The sequence below is a fragment of the Burkholderia sp. LMU1-1-1.1 genome (assembly GCF_040675865.1).
Taxonomy (GTDB): Bacteria; Pseudomonadota; Gammaproteobacteria; order Burkholderiales; family Burkholderiaceae_D; genus Rugamonas.
Window position 1 is genome coordinate 372,889 of sequence record NZ_JBEGHG010000023.1, and the last position, 15,951, is coordinate 388,839.

Annotated in this window: 16 protein-coding genes; 8 read left to right on the forward strand and 8 right to left on the reverse strand. The window is 62.6% G+C overall.

Annotated features, from left to right (window positions below; all coding sequences use genetic code 11):
• Positions 1-13 precede the first annotated feature (13 nt).
• From lpdA to MRBLMU1_RS20040, 5 genes are all read right to left on the reverse strand, one after another.
• A complete protein-coding gene (gene lpdA, locus MRBLMU1_RS20020) occupies positions 14-1,444 on the reverse strand; it encodes a dihydrolipoyl dehydrogenase (RefSeq protein WP_363504675.1) in 1,431 nt (476 codons plus the stop codon).
• Between the two features lie 3 nt (positions 1,445-1,447).
• On the reverse strand, positions 1,448-1,780 hold the full coding sequence (locus MRBLMU1_RS20025) for a PspC domain-containing protein (RefSeq protein ID WP_363504678.1): 333 nt from the start codon (positions 1,778-1,780) through the stop codon (positions 1,448-1,450).
• Positions 1,781-1,848: 68 nt separating this feature from the next.
• A complete protein-coding gene (odhB, locus tag MRBLMU1_RS20030) occupies positions 1,849-3,108 on the reverse strand; it encodes a 2-oxoglutarate dehydrogenase complex dihydrolipoyllysine-residue succinyltransferase (RefSeq protein WP_363504681.1) in 1,260 nt (419 codons plus the stop codon).
• Between the two features lie 124 nt (positions 3,109-3,232).
• Entirely contained in the window at positions 3,233-6,085 is a 2,853-nt protein-coding gene (locus MRBLMU1_RS20035; RefSeq protein WP_315217630.1) for a 2-oxoglutarate dehydrogenase E1 component, read from the reverse strand.
• A 394-nt stretch (positions 6,086-6,479) separates the two neighbouring features.
• Complete coding sequence (locus tag MRBLMU1_RS20040) at positions 6,480-7,379, reverse strand: LysR family transcriptional regulator (protein ID WP_363504686.1); 900 nt, start codon at positions 7,377-7,379, stop codon at positions 6,480-6,482.
• Between the two features lie 100 nt (positions 7,380-7,479).
• Here MRBLMU1_RS20040 and MRBLMU1_RS20045 point away from each other — a divergent pair, with 100 nt between their 5' ends.
• The 8 genes from MRBLMU1_RS20045 (at position 7,480) to MRBLMU1_RS20080 (ending at position 13,432) form a co-directional block, all read left to right on the forward strand.
• The gene (locus MRBLMU1_RS20045) at positions 7,480-8,343 is read left to right on the forward strand and encodes an MBL fold metallo-hydrolase (RefSeq protein WP_363504689.1); all 864 of its coding nucleotides are present in this window, start codon (positions 7,480-7,482) and stop codon (positions 8,341-8,343) included.
• Positions 8,344-8,415: 72 nt separating this feature from the next.
• Complete coding sequence (locus tag MRBLMU1_RS20050; protein WP_363504692.1) at positions 8,416-9,738, forward strand: leucine-rich repeat-containing protein kinase family protein; 1,323 nt, start codon at positions 8,416-8,418, stop codon at positions 9,736-9,738.
• A gap of 32 nt (positions 9,739-9,770) precedes the next feature.
• The gene (locus MRBLMU1_RS20055; protein ID WP_315217644.1) at positions 9,771-10,151 is read left to right on the forward strand and encodes a BlaI/MecI/CopY family transcriptional regulator; all 381 of its coding nucleotides are present in this window, start codon (positions 9,771-9,773) and stop codon (positions 10,149-10,151) included.
• 284 nt (positions 10,152-10,435) lie between these two features.
• Positions 10,436-11,734 carry a nucleotide disphospho-sugar-binding domain-containing protein gene (locus MRBLMU1_RS20060; protein WP_363504695.1) on the forward strand — a complete coding sequence of 433 codons (1,299 nt, stop codon included), beginning with the start codon at positions 10,436-10,438 and terminating at the stop codon, positions 11,732-11,734.
• Between the two features lie 141 nt (positions 11,735-11,875).
• Entirely contained in the window at positions 11,876-12,283 is a 408-nt protein-coding gene (locus MRBLMU1_RS20065; protein ID WP_315217650.1) for a hypothetical protein, read from the forward strand.
• A 122-nt stretch (positions 12,284-12,405) separates the two neighbouring features.
• A complete protein-coding gene (locus tag MRBLMU1_RS20070; protein ID WP_363504698.1) occupies positions 12,406-12,738 on the forward strand; it encodes a PilZ domain-containing protein in 333 nt (110 codons plus the stop codon).
• Between the two features lie 89 nt (positions 12,739-12,827).
• Positions 12,828-13,247: a hypothetical protein gene (locus tag MRBLMU1_RS20075; RefSeq protein WP_363504701.1), complete on the forward strand. Its 420-nt coding sequence runs from the start codon at positions 12,828-12,830 to the stop codon at positions 13,245-13,247.
• Positions 13,244-13,432: a helix-turn-helix transcriptional regulator gene (locus MRBLMU1_RS20080; protein ID WP_363504703.1), complete on the forward strand. Its 189-nt coding sequence runs from the start codon at positions 13,244-13,246 to the stop codon at positions 13,430-13,432. Before MRBLMU1_RS20075 ends, MRBLMU1_RS20080 begins: the two co-directional genes overlap by 4 nt.
• Positions 13,433-13,490: 58 nt before the next feature.
• On the opposite strand, the gene gltA is transcribed toward MRBLMU1_RS20080, so the two are convergent.
• From gltA to MRBLMU1_RS20095, 3 genes are all read right to left on the reverse strand, one after another.
• Positions 13,491-14,792, reverse strand: a complete 1,302-nt coding sequence (gene gltA / locus MRBLMU1_RS20085; protein ID WP_363504706.1) for a citrate synthase — start codon at positions 14,790-14,792, stop codon at positions 13,491-13,493.
• Positions 14,793-14,857: 65 nt separating this feature from the next.
• Positions 14,858-15,139: a succinate dehydrogenase assembly factor 2 gene (locus tag MRBLMU1_RS20090; protein WP_090314619.1), complete on the reverse strand. Its 282-nt coding sequence runs from the start codon at positions 15,137-15,139 to the stop codon at positions 14,858-14,860.
• A 94-nt stretch (positions 15,140-15,233) separates the two neighbouring features.
• On the reverse strand, positions 15,234-15,944 hold the full coding sequence (locus MRBLMU1_RS20095) for a succinate dehydrogenase iron-sulfur subunit (RefSeq protein WP_090314620.1): 711 nt from the start codon (positions 15,942-15,944) through the stop codon (positions 15,234-15,236).
• Between the last annotated feature and the right edge of the window lie 7 nt (positions 15,945-15,951).

Consider the following 15,951-nt stretch of genomic DNA (forward strand, 5'->3'; position numbering starts at 1 on the left):
CTGTAGGTACGGCTTAGAAGTTCAGGGTGCGCTTGTCAATTGCCAGCGCGGCTTCCTTGGTCGCTTCCGACAGCGACGGGTGCGCGTGGCAGATGCGTGCGATGTCTTCGGCCGAGGCCTTGAACTCCATCGCCACGACCGCTTCCGAGATCAGCTCCGACGCCATCGGTCCGATGATGTGCACGCCGAGGATTTCGTCGGTGGTCGCATCGGCCAGGAACTTGACCATGCCCGAGGTGTCGCCCAGCGCGCGTGCGCGCCCGTTCGCCAGGAACGGGAAGGTGCCGGCCTTGTAGGCGACGCCCGAGGCCTTCAACTGCTGCTCGGTCTGACCGACCCACGCGATTTCCGGCGAGGTGTAGATAACCCAAGGAATGGTGTTGAAGTTGGTGTGGCCGTGCTGGCCGGCCATGCGCTCGGCAACGGCAACGCCCTCTTCTTCCGCCTTGTGCGCCAGCATCGGGCCGCGCACCACGTCACCGATCGCCCACACGCCCGGCAGATTGGTTTTGCAGTCGTCGTCGACGGCCACGAAGCCACGCTCGTCCAGCGACAGGCCGACTTTGTCGGCGGCCAGGCCATTGGTGTTCGGGGTGCGGCCGATCGAGACGATCAGCTTGTCGAACACGGAGGTGATGGATTCGCCCTTGGCGTTCTCGTACACCACGGTGACATTGTTGTCGCCCTTGGTGATCGCGCCGATCTTGCAACCGAGGTTGATCGACAGGCCTTGCTTGGCGAACAGCTTGCCGGCTTCCTTGGCGATCTGCTCGTCGACCGCGCCCAGGAACACCGGCAGGCCTTCGAGCACGGTCACTTCCGAACCCAGGCGGCGCCATACGGAGCCCATTTCCAGGCCGATCACGCCGGCGCCGATCACGCCCAGCTTGGCTGGAACGCCCTGGATCGCCAGCGCGCCGGTGTTCGACAGGATCAGTTGCTCGTCGAACGGCGCGCCCGGCAGTTCGCGCGCGTTGGAACCGGTGGCGATGATGACTTGCTTGGCGTTGATGGTCTCGTTGGCCGGGGCCGAGATCGTCAGCGGGTAGCCTTCAGCGGTGGCGGCGCCGGCGAACGAAGCACGGCCGTGGAAGAAGGTGACCTTGTTTTTCTTGAACAGGAACAGGATGCCGTCGTTGTTCTGCTTGACGACCTGGTCTTTGCGCTTGAGCATTTGCGGCAGGTTCAGCGACAGGCCGGCGACATCGATGCCGTGGTCCTTGAACGCGTGGCCGGCGTGCTCGAAGTGCTCCGACGATTGCAGCAGCGCTTTGGACGGGATGCAACCGACGTTGGTGCAGGTGCCGCCCGGTGCGGGACCGCCTTTTTCATTTTCCCATGCGTCGACGCAAGCAACGGAGAAACCCAGCTGTGCGGCGCGGATGGCGGCGATATAACCGCCGGGACCGGCGCCGATGACTACTACGTCAAATTGTTTACTCATTTTTTATTTTCCAATCAGTTCTTCGTCTGGAACGAAAATCCATAACAGAATGTAGATCGCCAGGCCGAAACCAAAGGTCAGCACGAACATCACGAACAGCAGGCGCCAGATCCACGGCTCGATGCCGGAGACGCGGCCGAGACCGCCGCAGACGCCGCCCAGCCAGCGGTCGGTGCGCGAGCGGCGCAGGCGGGTGATGTCTTCGCCGATGTTGTCGCCCGGCTTGTAGGGCTCGCTGTCCAGCAGGCGCGCCTTGGCGGCGGCGAATTCGGCGTCCGACAGGGCGCCGGCCTGGTGCAGTTCGTGCAAACGCTTGATTTCTTCAGCAACGCTCATTGAGTGTCCTCTGAGTTCCCCGGAACCGAACGGTCCCGGGGTACGACTGGCGTATCGAAGGCGGTGCCTTACAGGTCCAGCAGCAGACGTGCCGGATCTTCCAGCGCTTCTTTCATGGCGACCAGGCCCAGGACGGCTTCGCGGCCGTCGATGATGCGGTGGTCGTAGGACATCGCCAGGTAGTTCATCGGACGGATCACGATCTGGCCGTTTTCGACAACAGCGCGGTCCTTGGTCGCGTGCACGCCCAGGATGGCCGATTGTGGCGGGTTGATGATCGGGGTCGACAGCATGGAGCCGAAGGTGCCGCCGTTCGAGATCGAGAACGTGCCGCCGGTCAGGTCGTCCAGGGTCAGCTTGCCTTCTTTGGCCTTGGCGCCGAATTCACCGATTTTCTTCTCGATGTCGGCGATCGACATCTGGTCGGCGTTGCGCAGGATAGGCACCACCAGGCCGCGTGGCGAACCGACGGCGATACCGATATCGAAGTAGCCGTGGTAGATGATGTCGTTGCCGTCAACCGAGGCGTTGATGATCGGGTACTTTTTCAGGGCGGCGACGGCGGCCTTGACGAAGAACGACATGAAGCCCAGCTTGACGCCGTGCTCTTTCTCGAACTTGTCCTTGTACTTGTTGCGCAGTTCCATCACTGGTGCCATGTTTACTTCATTGAACGTGGTCAGGATGGCGTTGGTCGATTGCGATTGCAGCAGACGCTCGGCGATACGGGCGCGCAGACGGCTCATCGGCACGCGCTCTTCCGGACGCTCGCCCAGGCTGGCGACGGTCGGCGAAGCGATTTGCTGCAGCGCTGGCTTGGCGGCTGGCGCGGCCAGTGGCGCGACGGCCGGGGTGGCGGCTGGTGCGGAAGCGGCCAGGGCGTCGCCCTTGGTCACGCGGCCGTCTTTGCCCGAACCGGCGACATCGCCAGCGCTCAGGCCTTTTTCGGACAGGATCTTGGCGGCTGCAGGCATGGCGACATCGCCCTTGCTGCCACCGGTCGCGGCTGCTGGAGCGGCGGCTGGCGCAGGTGCGGCGGCTGGAGCTGGTGCTGCGGCGGCGACAGGAGCGGCGGCGGCCGCGGCGGCGTCGGTGTCGATCACGGCGATCAGTTCGTCGGCGACGACGGTGCTACCGTCGCCCTTGATGATCTTGACCAGCACGCCGGCTGCGGGCGCGGGCAGTTCCAAAACGACTTTGTCGGTTTCGATATCGATCAGGTTTTCGTCGCGGGCAACGGTGTCGCCCACTTTTTTATGCCACGTCAGCATGGTTGCTTCAGCGACCGATTCCGACAATTGAGGAACTTTGACTTCGATTTGTGCCATTGTAAAACTCCGTATATTTGTTATTGCGGCGCCGCCCAAGGTTGTTTTCACAACGAGCAAGGAGGCGCTCCGTAAGTTATGTGAGGTAAGGAGAGGCCGCACCCAGCGCGCGGCCCCTTAACGCTTATTTCGTCAGGATGAAACCTTTGAGCTTCGAGAACGCCGTTTCCAGCAGGTCTTTTTGCTGGGCATAGTGCTTGTCGTAGTAACCGACGGCCGGCGATGCCGACGCCGGACGACCGGCGTATGCCAGGCGCTGGCCGGCGTCCATGCTCTCGAAGATGTTGTGCTGAATCTGGAACCATGGGCCCTGATTCTGCGGCTCGTCCTGCGCCCACACCACTTCGGTCAGGTTCGGGAACTTCTTCAGTTCGGCGGCGAACGACTTGTGCGGGAACGGATACAGCTGTTCGACACGGATGATGGCGGTGTCGGTCTGGCCGCGCGTTTTGCGTGCGTTGACCAGGTCGTAGTAGACCTTGCCCGAGCAGGCGACGACGCGTTTGACCTTCTTGGCGTCGATTTTCTCGTCGACTTCGCCGATGACGGTCTGGAAGGCGCCCTTGGCCAGTTCGTTCAGCGACGAGCCCGCTTCCTTGTTACGCAGCAGCGATTTCGGAGTCAGGATGACCAGCGGCTTGCGGAACTGGCGCACCATCTGGCGACGCAGCACGTGGAAGATCTGCGCGGCGGTGGTCGGCTGCACGACTTGCATGTTGTTGTCCGCGCACAGCTGCAGGAAACGTTCAGGACGCGCGGACGAGTGCTCGGGACCCTGGCCTTCGTAACCGTGCGGCAGCATCATGACCAGGCCCGAAGCGCGGCCCCACTTCACTTCGCCGGAGCTGATGAACTGGTCGATGACCACTTGCGCGCCGTTGACGAAGTCGCCGAACTGGGCTTCCCAGATCGTCAGGGTGTTCGGCTCGGCGGTCGAGTAACCGTATTCGAAGCCCAGCACCGCCTCTTCGGACAGCACGGAGTCGATCACGGTGAACGGCGCCTGGCCTTCGGCGATGTTCTGCAGCGGCACGTAGGTGCCCGCGTCCCAACGCTCGCGGTTCTGGTCGTGCAGCACGGCGTGGCGGTGCACGAAGGTGCCGCGGCCGGCATCCTGACCGGTCAGGCGCACTGCGTAGCCCGAAGCGACCAGCGACGCGTAGGCCAGGTGTTCGCCCATGCCCCAGTCCAGGTTCAGTTCGCCGCGACCCATGGTGGCGCGGTCGCCCAGTACTTTCTCGACCAGCGAGTGCACTTTGAAGCCGTCCGGCACCGTGGTGATGCGGGTGGCCAGGCGTTTCAGTTCGGTCATCGGCACGGCGGTGTCGGCCGAGTCGGTCCACTTGCGGTTCAGGAACGGCAGCCAATCGACGGCGTACTTGTTCTTGAAGTTCGAGATCACCGGATCGACGGTGTGCTTGCCGGCGTCCATCGCGTCGCGGTAGGCGGCTTGCATTTGTTCGCCGCCGTCGGCTGGAATCACGGTCTGGGCGACCAGCTTGTCCGCGTACAGCTTGCGGGTGCCTGGGTGCTGGCCGATCTTCTTGTACATCAGCGGCTGGGTCAGCGCTGGCGTGTCTTGCTCGTTGTGGCCCAGTTTGCGGTAGCAAATGATGTCGACAACGATGTCTTTTTGGAACTCGAGGCGGTAGTCCATCGCGATCTGCGAAGCCAACACCACGGCTTCAGGATCGTCGGCGTTCACGTGCAGCACCGGCGCCTCGATCATCTTGACGACGTCCGAGCAGTAGATGGTCGAACGGGCGTCGCGCGGGTCGGAGGTGGTGAAACCGATCTGGTTGTTGATGACGATGTGCACCGTGCCGCCCGTGCCGTAGCCACGGGTCTGCGCCAGATTCAGCGTTTCCATGACCACGCCCTGGCCTGCGAAGGCGGCGTCGCCGTGCACCAGAATCGGCAGCACTTGCTTGCCCAGGTGGTCGCCGCGGCGATCCATGCGGGCCTTGACCGAACCTTCGACGACCGGGTTGACGATCTCCAGGTGCGACGGGTTGAACGCCAGCGACAGGTGGACCGGACCGCCCTGGGTCGAGATGTCGGACGAGAAACCTTGGTGGTATTTGACGTCGCCGGCCGGCAGGTCGTCGCCGTGCTTGCCTTCGAATTCTTCGAACAGCTCTTTAGGCGCCTTGCCGAGGGTGTTGACCAGCACGTTCAGGCGGCCGCGGTGGGCCATGCCGATCACGATCTCTTGCACGCCTTTTTCGCCGGCGCGCTGGATGATCTCATCGATCGACGCGATGAAGGTCTCGCCGCCTTCGAGCGAGAAACGCTTCTGGCCGACGTACTTGGTGTGCAGGTAGCGTTCCAGGCCTTCGGCCGCGGTCAGACGCTCCAGGATGTGCTTTTTCTTTTCCGCCGTGAAATTCGGGGTCGAACGGATCGACTCCAGGCGCTCTTGCAGCCAGCGCTTTTCGGTCGGATCGGAGATGTACATGTACTCTGCGCCGATCGAACGGGTGTAGGTATCGCGCAGGTAGTTCAGCAGGTCGCGCAGGGTCGCGGTCTCAGGGCCGAAATAGGTGTTGCTGATGTTGAAGACGGTATCCATGTCCGCATCGGTGAAGCCGTAGAAGCTAGGCTCCAGCTCGTTGATGGCCGGACGTTCCTGGCGTTGCAGCGGGTCCAGATTGGCCCAGCGGGAACCCAAGTAGCGGTAGGCGGCGATCAGTTGCGTAGCTGCAACACGCTTGCGGCCCATTTCGGCGTCGGCCGAGGCCACGACGGTACGGATAGGACCGGATTTAGCGCGTTCCGCGAAGGAGGCGATGACGGAGGCGTGAGCGACGTCTGGCTTGTTGGTGCCATCGACGGCCGGCACATGCTGCATGGCATCGAAGTACGAGCGCCAGTTATCTGGCACGGAACCTGGATTGTTGAGATACGCCTCGTACAGTTCTTCGACGTACGGAGCGTTCCCACCAAACAGGTAGGAGTTGGACGTATATTGTTGCATTTGCTGCTCACCTTTCTTCGCGCTTCGCGAGGAATTAGCGGGTTAGTCTAACCTTCCGCGACACGGCCTGACCGGTTAGCGGATTGCACATCAAGTTGTGGGGAAGGGCTAAAGTTCTTCAGTGGTTCAAAAAACGGTCATTCAGGATAGCACCGGTATTGTAGCGCAACAACCATTTATGTACCGAGACCGCCACTATTAATTTTCACCTAAGTCGCACGGCGGGCTGCGCCGCAAGCAATATTTACATATTCCCAACTGCGAACGTCGCCAGTACCAACGAACCCCGGGAACCACGGATACACGTAGGGCGGATTAGGCGGAACGCCGTAATCGGCCATCCATAAGCCGCTAGCGAAGCACGCATTGGCCGATTACGCTTCGCTAATCCGCCCTACGTGGATCCGAGGCTAGTCCGAGAGAACCACTCCAGCAAGAAATCCAGCATCGCCCGCAGCGCCGGTGACATGTGCTGACGCGACGTATATATCCCGTAAATCCCCATCCGCTGCGTTTTGTAGTCTGGAAGCAACGCCACCAGCCGCCCCTGCGCGATCAGCGGCCCGGCGCTGTACAACGGCTGCAAGGCAATGCCCGCCCCCTCCACTACCGCTTTTAGCAGTATATGGTCGTCATTGGCCGACAAATTGCCGCTAACCGGCACCGTCACCTCCTCGCCGTCCTTGCGCGTGAACTGCCAGAGGCTTTGTCCGAAATACGTGTAAGCCAGACAATTGTGGACCGCCAGATCCTCGACCCGCTGCGGCGCGCCGCGTTCCGCCACATACGACGGCGCCGCGCACACCACCGAATCGCAATATCCCAACTGCCGCGCGATCAGGTTCGGCTCCAACGCATTCGTGATGCGCAACGCCAAATCGATGCGCTGCTCGACCAGGTTCACCGCCCGGTTGCTGCCCTGCAGATCGACCGAAGTGCGGGGGAAGCGCTTGAGGAAGGCGGTCACCGCCCTCGCCAGTTCGGCATGCGCCAGCGATGGCGAGCAGGTAATCCGCAACAGCCCTTTCGGCATATCGTCCTCGGCGGCCGCCACTTCCATCGCGCCGGCCAACTCCAGCAGCTTGCGGCAGCGGCCCAGCGTGACGTCGCCCGCATCGGTCAGACTTAGCCGGCGCGTGCTCCGGTGCAGCAGCCGGGCGCCGGCCCACTCCTCCATCTCGGCCAGATAGCGCGTGACCATCGCGCGCGACATGTCGAGCGCGTCGGCGGCGGCGATCATGCTGCCGCGCTCGGTGATGGCGACGAAGACTTTTGCGGCGGTGATACGGTCCATTAGCTCGATCCATGCAATTAACAAGCCCAGATTAACCTGTTTTTCCGCCGAACAAAGAAATTTATGATGGACTCACTCCCACCTATTACGAAAGCCGATCATGATCAAACACACATTGATGTCCGCAGCCCTGGCCGCAACCGTTGGCGGCGCCGGCGCCGCGCCGCTGAAACTCGACGTTTTCAATCCTGGCGAAGCCGCCATTTTCCCGGTCGCGTCGGTGCTGGTGACCGGCGCCAAGGACGCGGTGCTGATCGACGCCCAGTTCTCGCGCGGCGAAGCGCTCAAGCTGGTCGAAAAGATCCGCGCCAGCGGCAAGCGCCTGACCACCGTCTACGTCAGCCATAGCGATCCGGATTTCTACTTCGGCCTCGACGTGATCCACGCCGCCTTCCCGGACGCCAAGATCGTCGCCACGCCGCAAACCATCGCCGGCATTGAAAAGAAGAAAGACGCCAAAGTCGCCTACTGGTCGCCTATTCTGAAAGACAACGCGCCCAAGAGCATCATCGTGCCGCAGCCGCTGCAAGGCGACACCATCAAGCTCGAAGGCGAAACACTGAAGATCGAAGGCCTGAACGGCGCGACGCCGGACCGCAGCTATGTCTGGATTCCGTCGATCAAGGCGATCGCCGGCGGCGTGGTGGTCTTCAACGGCCTGCACGTGTGGACCGCCGATACGCAAAGCGCCGAGTCGCGCAAGAACTGGCTGGCCACGCTGGACCACATCGCCTCGCTGAAGCCGGCGACTGTCGTGCCGGGCCACTTCAAAGTTGGCGCACCGCTGACGCCGGACAGCGTCGCCTTCACCCGCGACTATCTGGTCCGTTTTGAAGCCGAAACCGCCAAGGCCGCCAACTCGGCCGCGCTGATCGCCCGCATGAAGGAACTGTACCCGGACGCCGGCCTGACTGGCGGGCTCGACACCGGAGCCAAAGTGGCCAAGGGTGAAATGAAGTGGTAAGCCGGGGCTAGCGCCCTCGACGAGCGGCGGGGAGGTGATAAACTTCAACATTGACCTTCACCGCCACCTGACATGCATACCCTAGAGCAGTTGCGCGCTGGCGCCCTCACCGGCGTCCGGCGCCTGCAAATGCGCGGCGGCCTCACCGAATTCCCGCGCGAAATCTTCGATCTGGCCGAGTCGCTGGAAATCCTCGACCTGTCCGGCAATGCGCTGTCGTCGCTGCCCGACGATCTGCCGCGCCTGCACAAGCTGCGCATCATCTTCTGTTCCGACAACCAGTTCACCGAACTGCCGGCGGTGCTGGGCGCCTGCCCCGCCCTGACGATGGTCGGCTTCAAGGCCAATCGGATAAGTACGGTCCCGCCGGCGTCGCTACCGGCGCAATTGCGCTGGCTGGTGCTGACGGACAATCTGATCGAGGAACTACCCGCCGAGCTGGGACAACGTCCGGCGCTGCAAAAGCTGATGCTGGCCGGTAACCGCCTTCGCGCGCTGCCCGCCACCATGGCGCAACTGCACCGGCTCGAACTGCTGCGCATCGCCGCCAACCAGTTGACCGAGTTTCCCGCATGGCTGCCCGCCCTGCCCCGGCTGACCTGGCTGGCCTACGCCGGCAATCCGTTCTGCGCGGAGCGTGAATCGGCGATGACAGGCACACCGTCCGCCGCCATCGGCTGGGAACAGCTGGCGTTAAAACAAAAGCTGGGCGAAGGCGCATCGGGAGTGATCCACCGCGCCGGCTACCGGCACGACGGCGCGACGGAAGACGTCGCCGTCAAGCTGTTCAAAGGCGCCATGACCAGCGACGGCTCGCCGCTGTGCGAAATGGCCGCCTGCATCGGCGCCGGCGCGCATCCGAACCTGATCCCGGTGCTGGGCCACCTGGAGCGCCATCCTGATGGCGCGCATGGTCTCGTGATGTCGCTGATCGATCCAGAATTCATCAACCTGGCCGGTCCGCCAAGCCTGGAGAGCTGCACGCGTGACGTCTACGACGCGGACAAGCGCTTCGACCTCGCGTCCACGCTGGAAATCGCCCACGGCATCGCCTCCGCCGCCGCCCGCCTGCACCAGCGCGGCATCATGCACGGCGACCTGTACGGACACAACATCATGCATTGCGGACGGGGCCGAACCTTGCTGGGCGACTTCGGCGCAGCATCGTTCTACGATCCCGCGTCGTCCGAAGCCGCGCCGCTGCAACGGCTCGAAGTGCGCGCCTTCGGCTTCCTGCTGGACGAGCTGGCCGAGCGCTGCGACGCCCCGGCGGCGGCAGGGCCCGCATTGGCACTGCTTCGCCAGTTGCGCGACGCCTGCCTGCATGCCGACCGCGCGGCGCGCCCGCTGTTCGCCGAGATCGAAGCGCGGCTCCGCACGCTCAAACAGGACTAGACAAGACGTTCTAGATATTTTATTCTACATCCATGACCACCGTAGCCCCACCCAAACCGACCGCCTCCGAGCTGGAGATGTTGCGCCTGCTGTTCGCGCTTGGCCCGGCCACCGCCAAGCAGGTGCACGCCGCCGCGCTCGAAACGCGGCCGGACATGAACTACGCCACCGTGCTGCGTCTGCTGCAAGTGATGCACACCAAAGGCCTGCTGACGCGCGACGAAAGCCAGCGCGCCCACATCTACGCGCCCGCGCAGGAGCAGGACTCGATTCAGACCAACCTGCTGAAGGACCTGATCCAGAAAGCCTTCTCCGGTTCCGGCAAGGCGCTGGTGCTGGCCGCCCTGCGCGGTGGCCACGTCAGCAAGAAAGAACGCGCGGAAATCCAGGCATTGCTGGATCAGGAAAAATAGAAATCCCCCCGCCGCCTCGCTCCATTCATCGGCCTCCCCGCGTCCAAATCCCACGCGCTCGCGTACATACATACAGCCGACCTTATCTGAAGCGCGCTTGGCGTGCCTGCCAATAAAGCTGGCTATGGATAACCGTAACTATCGGTCAACCCGACTCGCTGCTCATTTTTAGCCAAAATTTAGCAAGCGTTCCACTCGTTTTTTGCGACGCGCCCGCAAGGCCGCAACACACCCATCGCCTCCGGGCATGCGGGGAAGCGCCGCGCACTTTTAAAGGAATACACATGCGCATTATCCTGGCCGCGACGCCGGCCTCGGGCCACCTGAACCCCATCCTCGCGGTCGCCCGCATCATGGTCTATCACGGGCATGACGTGCTGGTCACTACCGGCAGCGTTTTCCGCGCCAAGGTGGAGGCCACCGGCGCCCGCTTCGCACCGCTGCCCTTTGGGGCGGACATGGACCTGTCCGATATCGATACCCGCTTCGCCGACCGCAAAAACCTGGCGCCGGGCTTGCCGATGCTCGCCTTCGATTTGAAGCACCTTTTTATCAATACGATCGCGGCGCAGTTCTCCGGCCTCGAGACGCTGCTGCAGGAATTCCCGGCCGAGCTGATCGTGTCCGACATCATGTATGGCGGCTGCCTGCCCTTCCTGCTGGGCGCGCGCCCGCGCCGCCCGGCCATTGTCGGACTGGGCGTCAACTGCCTGCTGACCCGCCGCGAGGACGGCGCGCCCATCGGGCTCGGCTTGCCGCCCGCCACCGACGCCGACACGGTGGCTACCTACCGAAGCATCGCCGACGAGGTCGACACGCTGGTACTGAATCCGGCGCGCCTGCATGTCGACGCCATCCTGGAAAGCCTGGGCGCGTCCCCGCTGCCGATGCCCTATATCGAGGCGATGACAAGCTTGCCCGACCTCTTCCTGCAGCCCTCGGTGCCCGGCTTCGAATTTCCTTGCATGGTGCTGCCACCCAACCTGCATTTCATCGGCGCCTTGCCGATCCCCGCCGGCGATCCCCTCACGCCCGAGCTGGCGGCCGCCGTCGCCGACGGCCGGAAACTGGTGCTGGTCACCCAGGGCACGGTCGCCAATCACGACCTGGGGCAACTGATCGGTCCAACGCTGGCGGCGCTGGCCGACCGCGACGATTTGATCGTCCTGGTCGCCACCGGCCGCAAGCCCGTGACGGAAATTCCGGGGCCGCTGCCGGACAACGCGCTGGCTGCCGAATTCCTCCCGTTCGGCGCGCTGATGCCGCACATCGACTTGCTGGTCACCAACGGCGGTTATGGCGCGGTCACGCAGGCGCTGAGCAACGGCGTGCCAGTGGTCGCGGCCGGCACCACGGAGGATAAACAGGATGTCAACGCGCGCATCGCCTGGTGCGGAGTCGGGATCGACCTGCGCACCGAGGCGCCTTCCGTCGAACAGTTGCGCGAGGCGATAGGCACGGCGTTGCGCGATCCAAGCTATCGCAAGAAGGCGCACGCGTTGGCGGCCGAGTACGAGGCCCACGATGCCGAAGCCAACCTGCTTAACCTCCTGCAACGCGCCGTGCGAAACCACGACGCCTAAAAACAGGCCTTGCGGCGAGAACCGCAAGGCTTGTTTCGCTTTAACGCCGACATTTCAACAGGTTCCCGCGAAGTTGCCCGATGGCGCACCGCGCGCTCCTTTCCCCTACAATGGAGCCCTTTTCCTTCCGCGCCCGCCACAATGATCAGCCGCTTCAACTCCTGGCCCGAACACCCGCACCCCGTCATCGCCGTCATGCTCGCCGTGGCGATCTGCGCCGTGCCCGTTGTGCTGCCGCACGCCAACCTGGCCAACTTGATGCCCAATCTGTTCGCGTATGTGTTCGCCTGCGTGCTGGCCTATCCGGTCGCGGCCGTGCTGCGCCATCGCGTCACCAGCCTGCCGGTGCTGTGGGGCGTGGCCGCGCTGATCCTGCTGGGACTGTGCCTGTATCACACCAATATAATTGTCGAGACCGCCGACGCGGCATGGCCGCAGCGGCGCGACGCCACCCTTGGCAAATTCCTGTTCAACCTGCCACAACTGACGTTGGGTGTGCTGTGCTGGTGGCTGCTGGTGGTGCGACCGGACCGGCGCAAACTGAAATAAGAACCACTCCGGGGAATTCCGCACAGATATAGCCCCAAGGCGCACAGTTGCCGAGAAGAACTTGCTGTCCAGGACGCAATTCTGATAGTCTTGTTGACATTACACTATTCGAGGTCCGCGCCATGAGTCAGAAAGCACGAGTCACGCGCCGCCACCAAGTCCGTCATGCTGCCACGCTGACGATGACCGACGAAACCAGCCTTCCGGCCCACACGCTGGACCTGTCGCAGGGCGGCGTCAGCCTTCAAACGTCCAGCCAGATCCGGCTGGCGCAATACTGCGCGGTGTCGTTCCAGGTGCAATTGAGCGATGGCGCCCACAAGGTGCTGGCGATGGGCCAGGTGGTCTACAGCGACCCGGACGCCGAGTTGGGCTACAAGACCGGCGTCCAATTCCTCCGACTCGACCACGGCAGCGTCGACGTCATCCGCCAACTGCTCAAAGAGCCCGCCTAACAGCCGCGCCAACCACCATGTAAAGTTTGCTTGACATCGAATTTCTCTCGCCCTAAGATGTAAAGCATACTTTACACACGGAGGAAGCGATGCGCACTCAAGCCGAACCAAAGTTTTCCGCAGCCGAACGCAAGGCCGGGGCCGCCTATCTGCGCGAGCTGTTCGGCGGCATAGCCATCTACATCGCCCTGCTCGTCCTTTCGATCATCTATGGCCAGGCGATGGAGACGGGGCCGCTCAAGACCGCCGTTCTGACGTGTCCGATGATCGGTTTTGCGCTGATGATCTGGGCGATCGCGCGCCAGGTCGGGCGGATGGACGAATACCAGCGCATCGTCATGCTGGAGACGTTCGCGCTGGCGGCGGCATTGACCGCCGCCGTGACTTTCACCTACGGCTTCATGGAAAACGCCGGCTATCCGCGCCTGAGCATGTTCTACGTGTGGGGCGTCATGGGCTGTTCGTGGCTGATCATCGGGCTGTTACGCTGCTGGAAGACGTGGCGATGAACAATACGATCCGCGAACTGCGGGCCGAGCGCGGCTGGAGCCAAGCCTACCTGGCCGACCAGCTCGCGGTGTCGCGCCAGACCGTCAACGCCATCGAAACCGGCCGCTACGACCCGAGCCTGCCGCTGGCCTTCGCGATCGCCCGGCTGTTCGACAAGACGATCGAAACCATCTTCACGCCGTGACACGGACGAAAAAAAACGGGCCGAAGCCCGTTTTTTTGTTTGCTGCGAAACCCGAAGATTAACGCTGATCCAGCGGCTTGACGTCGCGGGTGGTCGAACCGACGAACAGCTGGCGTGGACGGCCGATTTTCTGTTCCGGATCGGCGATCATTTCGTTCCACTGGGCGATCCAGCCGATGGTGCGGGCCATGGCGAAGATACCGGTGAACAGCGACACCGGAATGCCCAGCGCCGATTGCACGATGCCCGAGTAGAAGTCGACGTTCGGGTACAGCTTGCGCGAGACGAAGTATTCGTCGTTCAGCGCGATCTTTTCCAGTTCCATCGCCAGCTTGAACAGCGGGTCGTCCTGCAGGCCCAGCTCTTCCAGCACCTCGTAGCAGGTCTCGCGCATCAGCTTGGCGCGCGGGTCGAAGTTCTTGTACACGCGGTGACCGAAGCCCATCAGCTTGACGCCGGAGTTCTTGTCCTTGACCTGCTCGATGAACTTAGGAATGTTCTCGACGGTGCCGATTTCCTTGAGCATGGTCAGCGCGGCTTCGTTGGCGCCGCCGTGGGCAGGGCCCCACAGGCAGGCGATACCGGCGGCGATACACGCGAACGGGTTGGCGCCCGACGAACCGGCCAGACGGACGGTCGAGGTCGATGCGTTCTGCTCGTGGTCCGCGTGCAGGATCAGGATACGGTCGAGGGCGCGCACCAGCACGTCGTTGACTTTGTATTCTTCGCACGGGTTGCCGAACATCATGCGCATGAAGTTGGCGCTGTACGACAGGTCGTTGCGCGGATACATGAACGGCTGGCCCATCGAGTACTTGTACGCCATGGCGACCAGGGTCGGCATTTTGGCGATCAGGCGGATGGCCGAGATTTCACGCTGCTTGGCGTCGTTGATGTCGAGCGAGTCGTGGTAGAACGACGCCAGCGCGCCGACGGTGCCGACCAGCACCGACATCGGGTGGGCGTCGCGGCGGAAGCCGCGGAAGAAGAATTGCATTTGCTCGTGGACCATGGTGTGCTTGGTCACGGTTTCAACGAACTCGTCCTTCTGCACGCTGTTCGGCAGTTCGCCGTTCAGCAGCAGGTAGCAAGATTCCATGAAGTCGGCGTTCACGGCCAGCTGTTCGATCGGGTAGCCGCGGTACAGCAGCTCGCCCTTGTCGCCGTCGATGTAGGTGATCGTCGAGTTGCAGGCGGCGGTCGACATGAAGCCTGGATCGTAGGTGAACTTGCCGGTGCCGGCGTACAGCTTGCGGATGTCGATCACGTCGGGGCCCACGGTGCCCTTGTAGATCGGGAAGTCCACCGATGGGCTGCCATCGGAGAACGACAGGGTGGCTTTGTTGTCAGAGATATTCATGGACTCTTCCTTTTTAGGGAGATGAAGGTAAATAAAACGCGAAAATTCTGGTTGCCTTCGTAGTCTCAGGCCAGTCTTAGTCGTTGCAGCAATGCATGCACGTGCGGCAGATCGACCTCGCCTTCCGGCTCTTTACGGGCCAGTACCAGATCCATCAGGGCATTGTCCGACAAATCGAGGAGCCGCGTGAACGCGTCCACTTCCTCGTCGGTCAATTCGGTTTCATGCGCATCGAGAAAACGGGTGAGGATGATGTCGTTTTCCAGCAGACCCCGGCGTGAGCGCCAGCGCAGGCGCGCTCTATTGGCTGGGTCCGACTGATGCGCAGATTGGTTCGGTTCAGTCATGGGTCACTACTTTACACTGCGCGCGCCAATCGTGCTGGAGCGCTACTACTAAAACGAAACGGGCGACGCTGCCGCCGCCCGCCAATGCGATGACTTAGATCGCGCGGCGTACCATCAGCTCTTTGATCTTGCCGATCGCCTTGTTCGGGTTCAAACCCTTAGGGCAAACGTCGACGCAGTTCATGATCGAGTGGCAACGGAACAGACGGTACGGGTCTTCCAGGTTGTCCAGACGCGCGCCGGTCGCCTCGTCGCGCGAGTCGGCGATGAAGCGGTAGGCTTGCAGCAGGCCGGCCGGGCCGACGAACTTGTCCGGATTCCACCAGAACGACGGGCACGACGTCGAGCAGCACGCGCACAGGATGCACTCGTACAGGCCGTCGAGCTCTTCGCGCTCGGTCGGCGACTGCAGGCGTTCCTTTTCGGGACGGATCGAGTCGTTGATCAGGTAAGGCTTGATCGAATCGTACTGCTTGAAGAACTGGGTCATGTCGACGATCAGGTCGCGGATCACCGGCAGGCCTGGCAGCGGACGCAGCACGATAGGCTCGGTCAACTCGTTCAGGTTGGTGGTGCAGGCCAGGCCGTTCTTGCCGTTGATGTTCATCGCGTCCGAACCGCACACGCCTTCGCGGCACGAGCGGCGCAGGGCCAGCGAATCGTCGACGTCGGACTTGATGCGCTGCAGCGCGTCGAGCAGCATCTTGTCGGTGTCCTTCAGCTCGACCGTCACGTCCTGCATGTACGGCTTGGCGTCCTGGTCCGGATCGTAACGGTAAATTTTCAGTTTGAGAGTGCGTGCCATGTTCTAG

What these genes read in the sequence shown, in the direction of transcription:
- lpdA (WP_363504675.1), bottom strand. Translation starts at nt 1,444, where the DNA reads ATGAGTAAACAATTTGACGTAGTAGTCATCGGCGCCGGTCCCGGCGGT.
- MRBLMU1_RS20025 (WP_363504678.1), bottom strand. Translation starts at nt 1,780, where the DNA reads ATGAGCGTTGCTGAAGAAATCAAGCGTTTGCACGAACTGCACCAGGCC.
- odhB (WP_363504681.1), bottom strand. Translation starts at nt 3,108, where the DNA reads ATGGCACAAATCGAAGTCAAAGTTCCTCAATTGTCGGAATCGGTCGCT.
- MRBLMU1_RS20035 (WP_315217630.1), bottom strand. Translation starts at nt 6,085, where the DNA reads ATGCAACAATATACGTCCAACTCCTACCTGTTTGGTGGGAACGCTCCG.
- MRBLMU1_RS20040 (WP_363504686.1), bottom strand. Translation starts at nt 7,379, where the DNA reads ATGGACCGTATCACCGCCGCAAAAGTCTTCGTCGCCATCACCGAGCGC.
- MRBLMU1_RS20045 (WP_363504689.1), top strand. Translation starts at nt 7,480, where the DNA reads ATGATCAAACACACATTGATGTCCGCAGCCCTGGCCGCAACCGTTGGC.
- MRBLMU1_RS20050 (WP_363504692.1), top strand. Translation starts at nt 8,416, where the DNA reads ATGCATACCCTAGAGCAGTTGCGCGCTGGCGCCCTCACCGGCGTCCGG.
- MRBLMU1_RS20055 (WP_315217644.1), top strand. Translation starts at nt 9,771, where the DNA reads ATGACCACCGTAGCCCCACCCAAACCGACCGCCTCCGAGCTGGAGATG.
- MRBLMU1_RS20060 (WP_363504695.1), top strand. Translation starts at nt 10,436, where the DNA reads ATGCGCATTATCCTGGCCGCGACGCCGGCCTCGGGCCACCTGAACCCC.
- MRBLMU1_RS20065 (WP_315217650.1), top strand. Translation starts at nt 11,876, where the DNA reads ATGATCAGCCGCTTCAACTCCTGGCCCGAACACCCGCACCCCGTCATC.
- MRBLMU1_RS20070 (WP_363504698.1), top strand. Translation starts at nt 12,406, where the DNA reads ATGAGTCAGAAAGCACGAGTCACGCGCCGCCACCAAGTCCGTCATGCT.
- MRBLMU1_RS20075 (WP_363504701.1), top strand. Translation starts at nt 12,828, where the DNA reads ATGCGCACTCAAGCCGAACCAAAGTTTTCCGCAGCCGAACGCAAGGCC.
- MRBLMU1_RS20080 (WP_363504703.1), top strand. Translation starts at nt 13,244, where the DNA reads ATGAACAATACGATCCGCGAACTGCGGGCCGAGCGCGGCTGGAGCCAA.
- gltA (WP_363504706.1), bottom strand. Translation starts at nt 14,792, where the DNA reads ATGAATATCTCTGACAACAAAGCCACCCTGTCGTTCTCCGATGGCAGC.
- MRBLMU1_RS20090 (WP_090314619.1), bottom strand. Translation starts at nt 15,139, where the DNA reads ATGACTGAACCGAACCAATCTGCGCATCAGTCGGACCCAGCCAATAGA.
- MRBLMU1_RS20095 (WP_090314620.1), bottom strand. Translation starts at nt 15,944, where the DNA reads ATGGCACGCACTCTCAAACTGAAAATTTACCGTTACGATCCGGACCAG.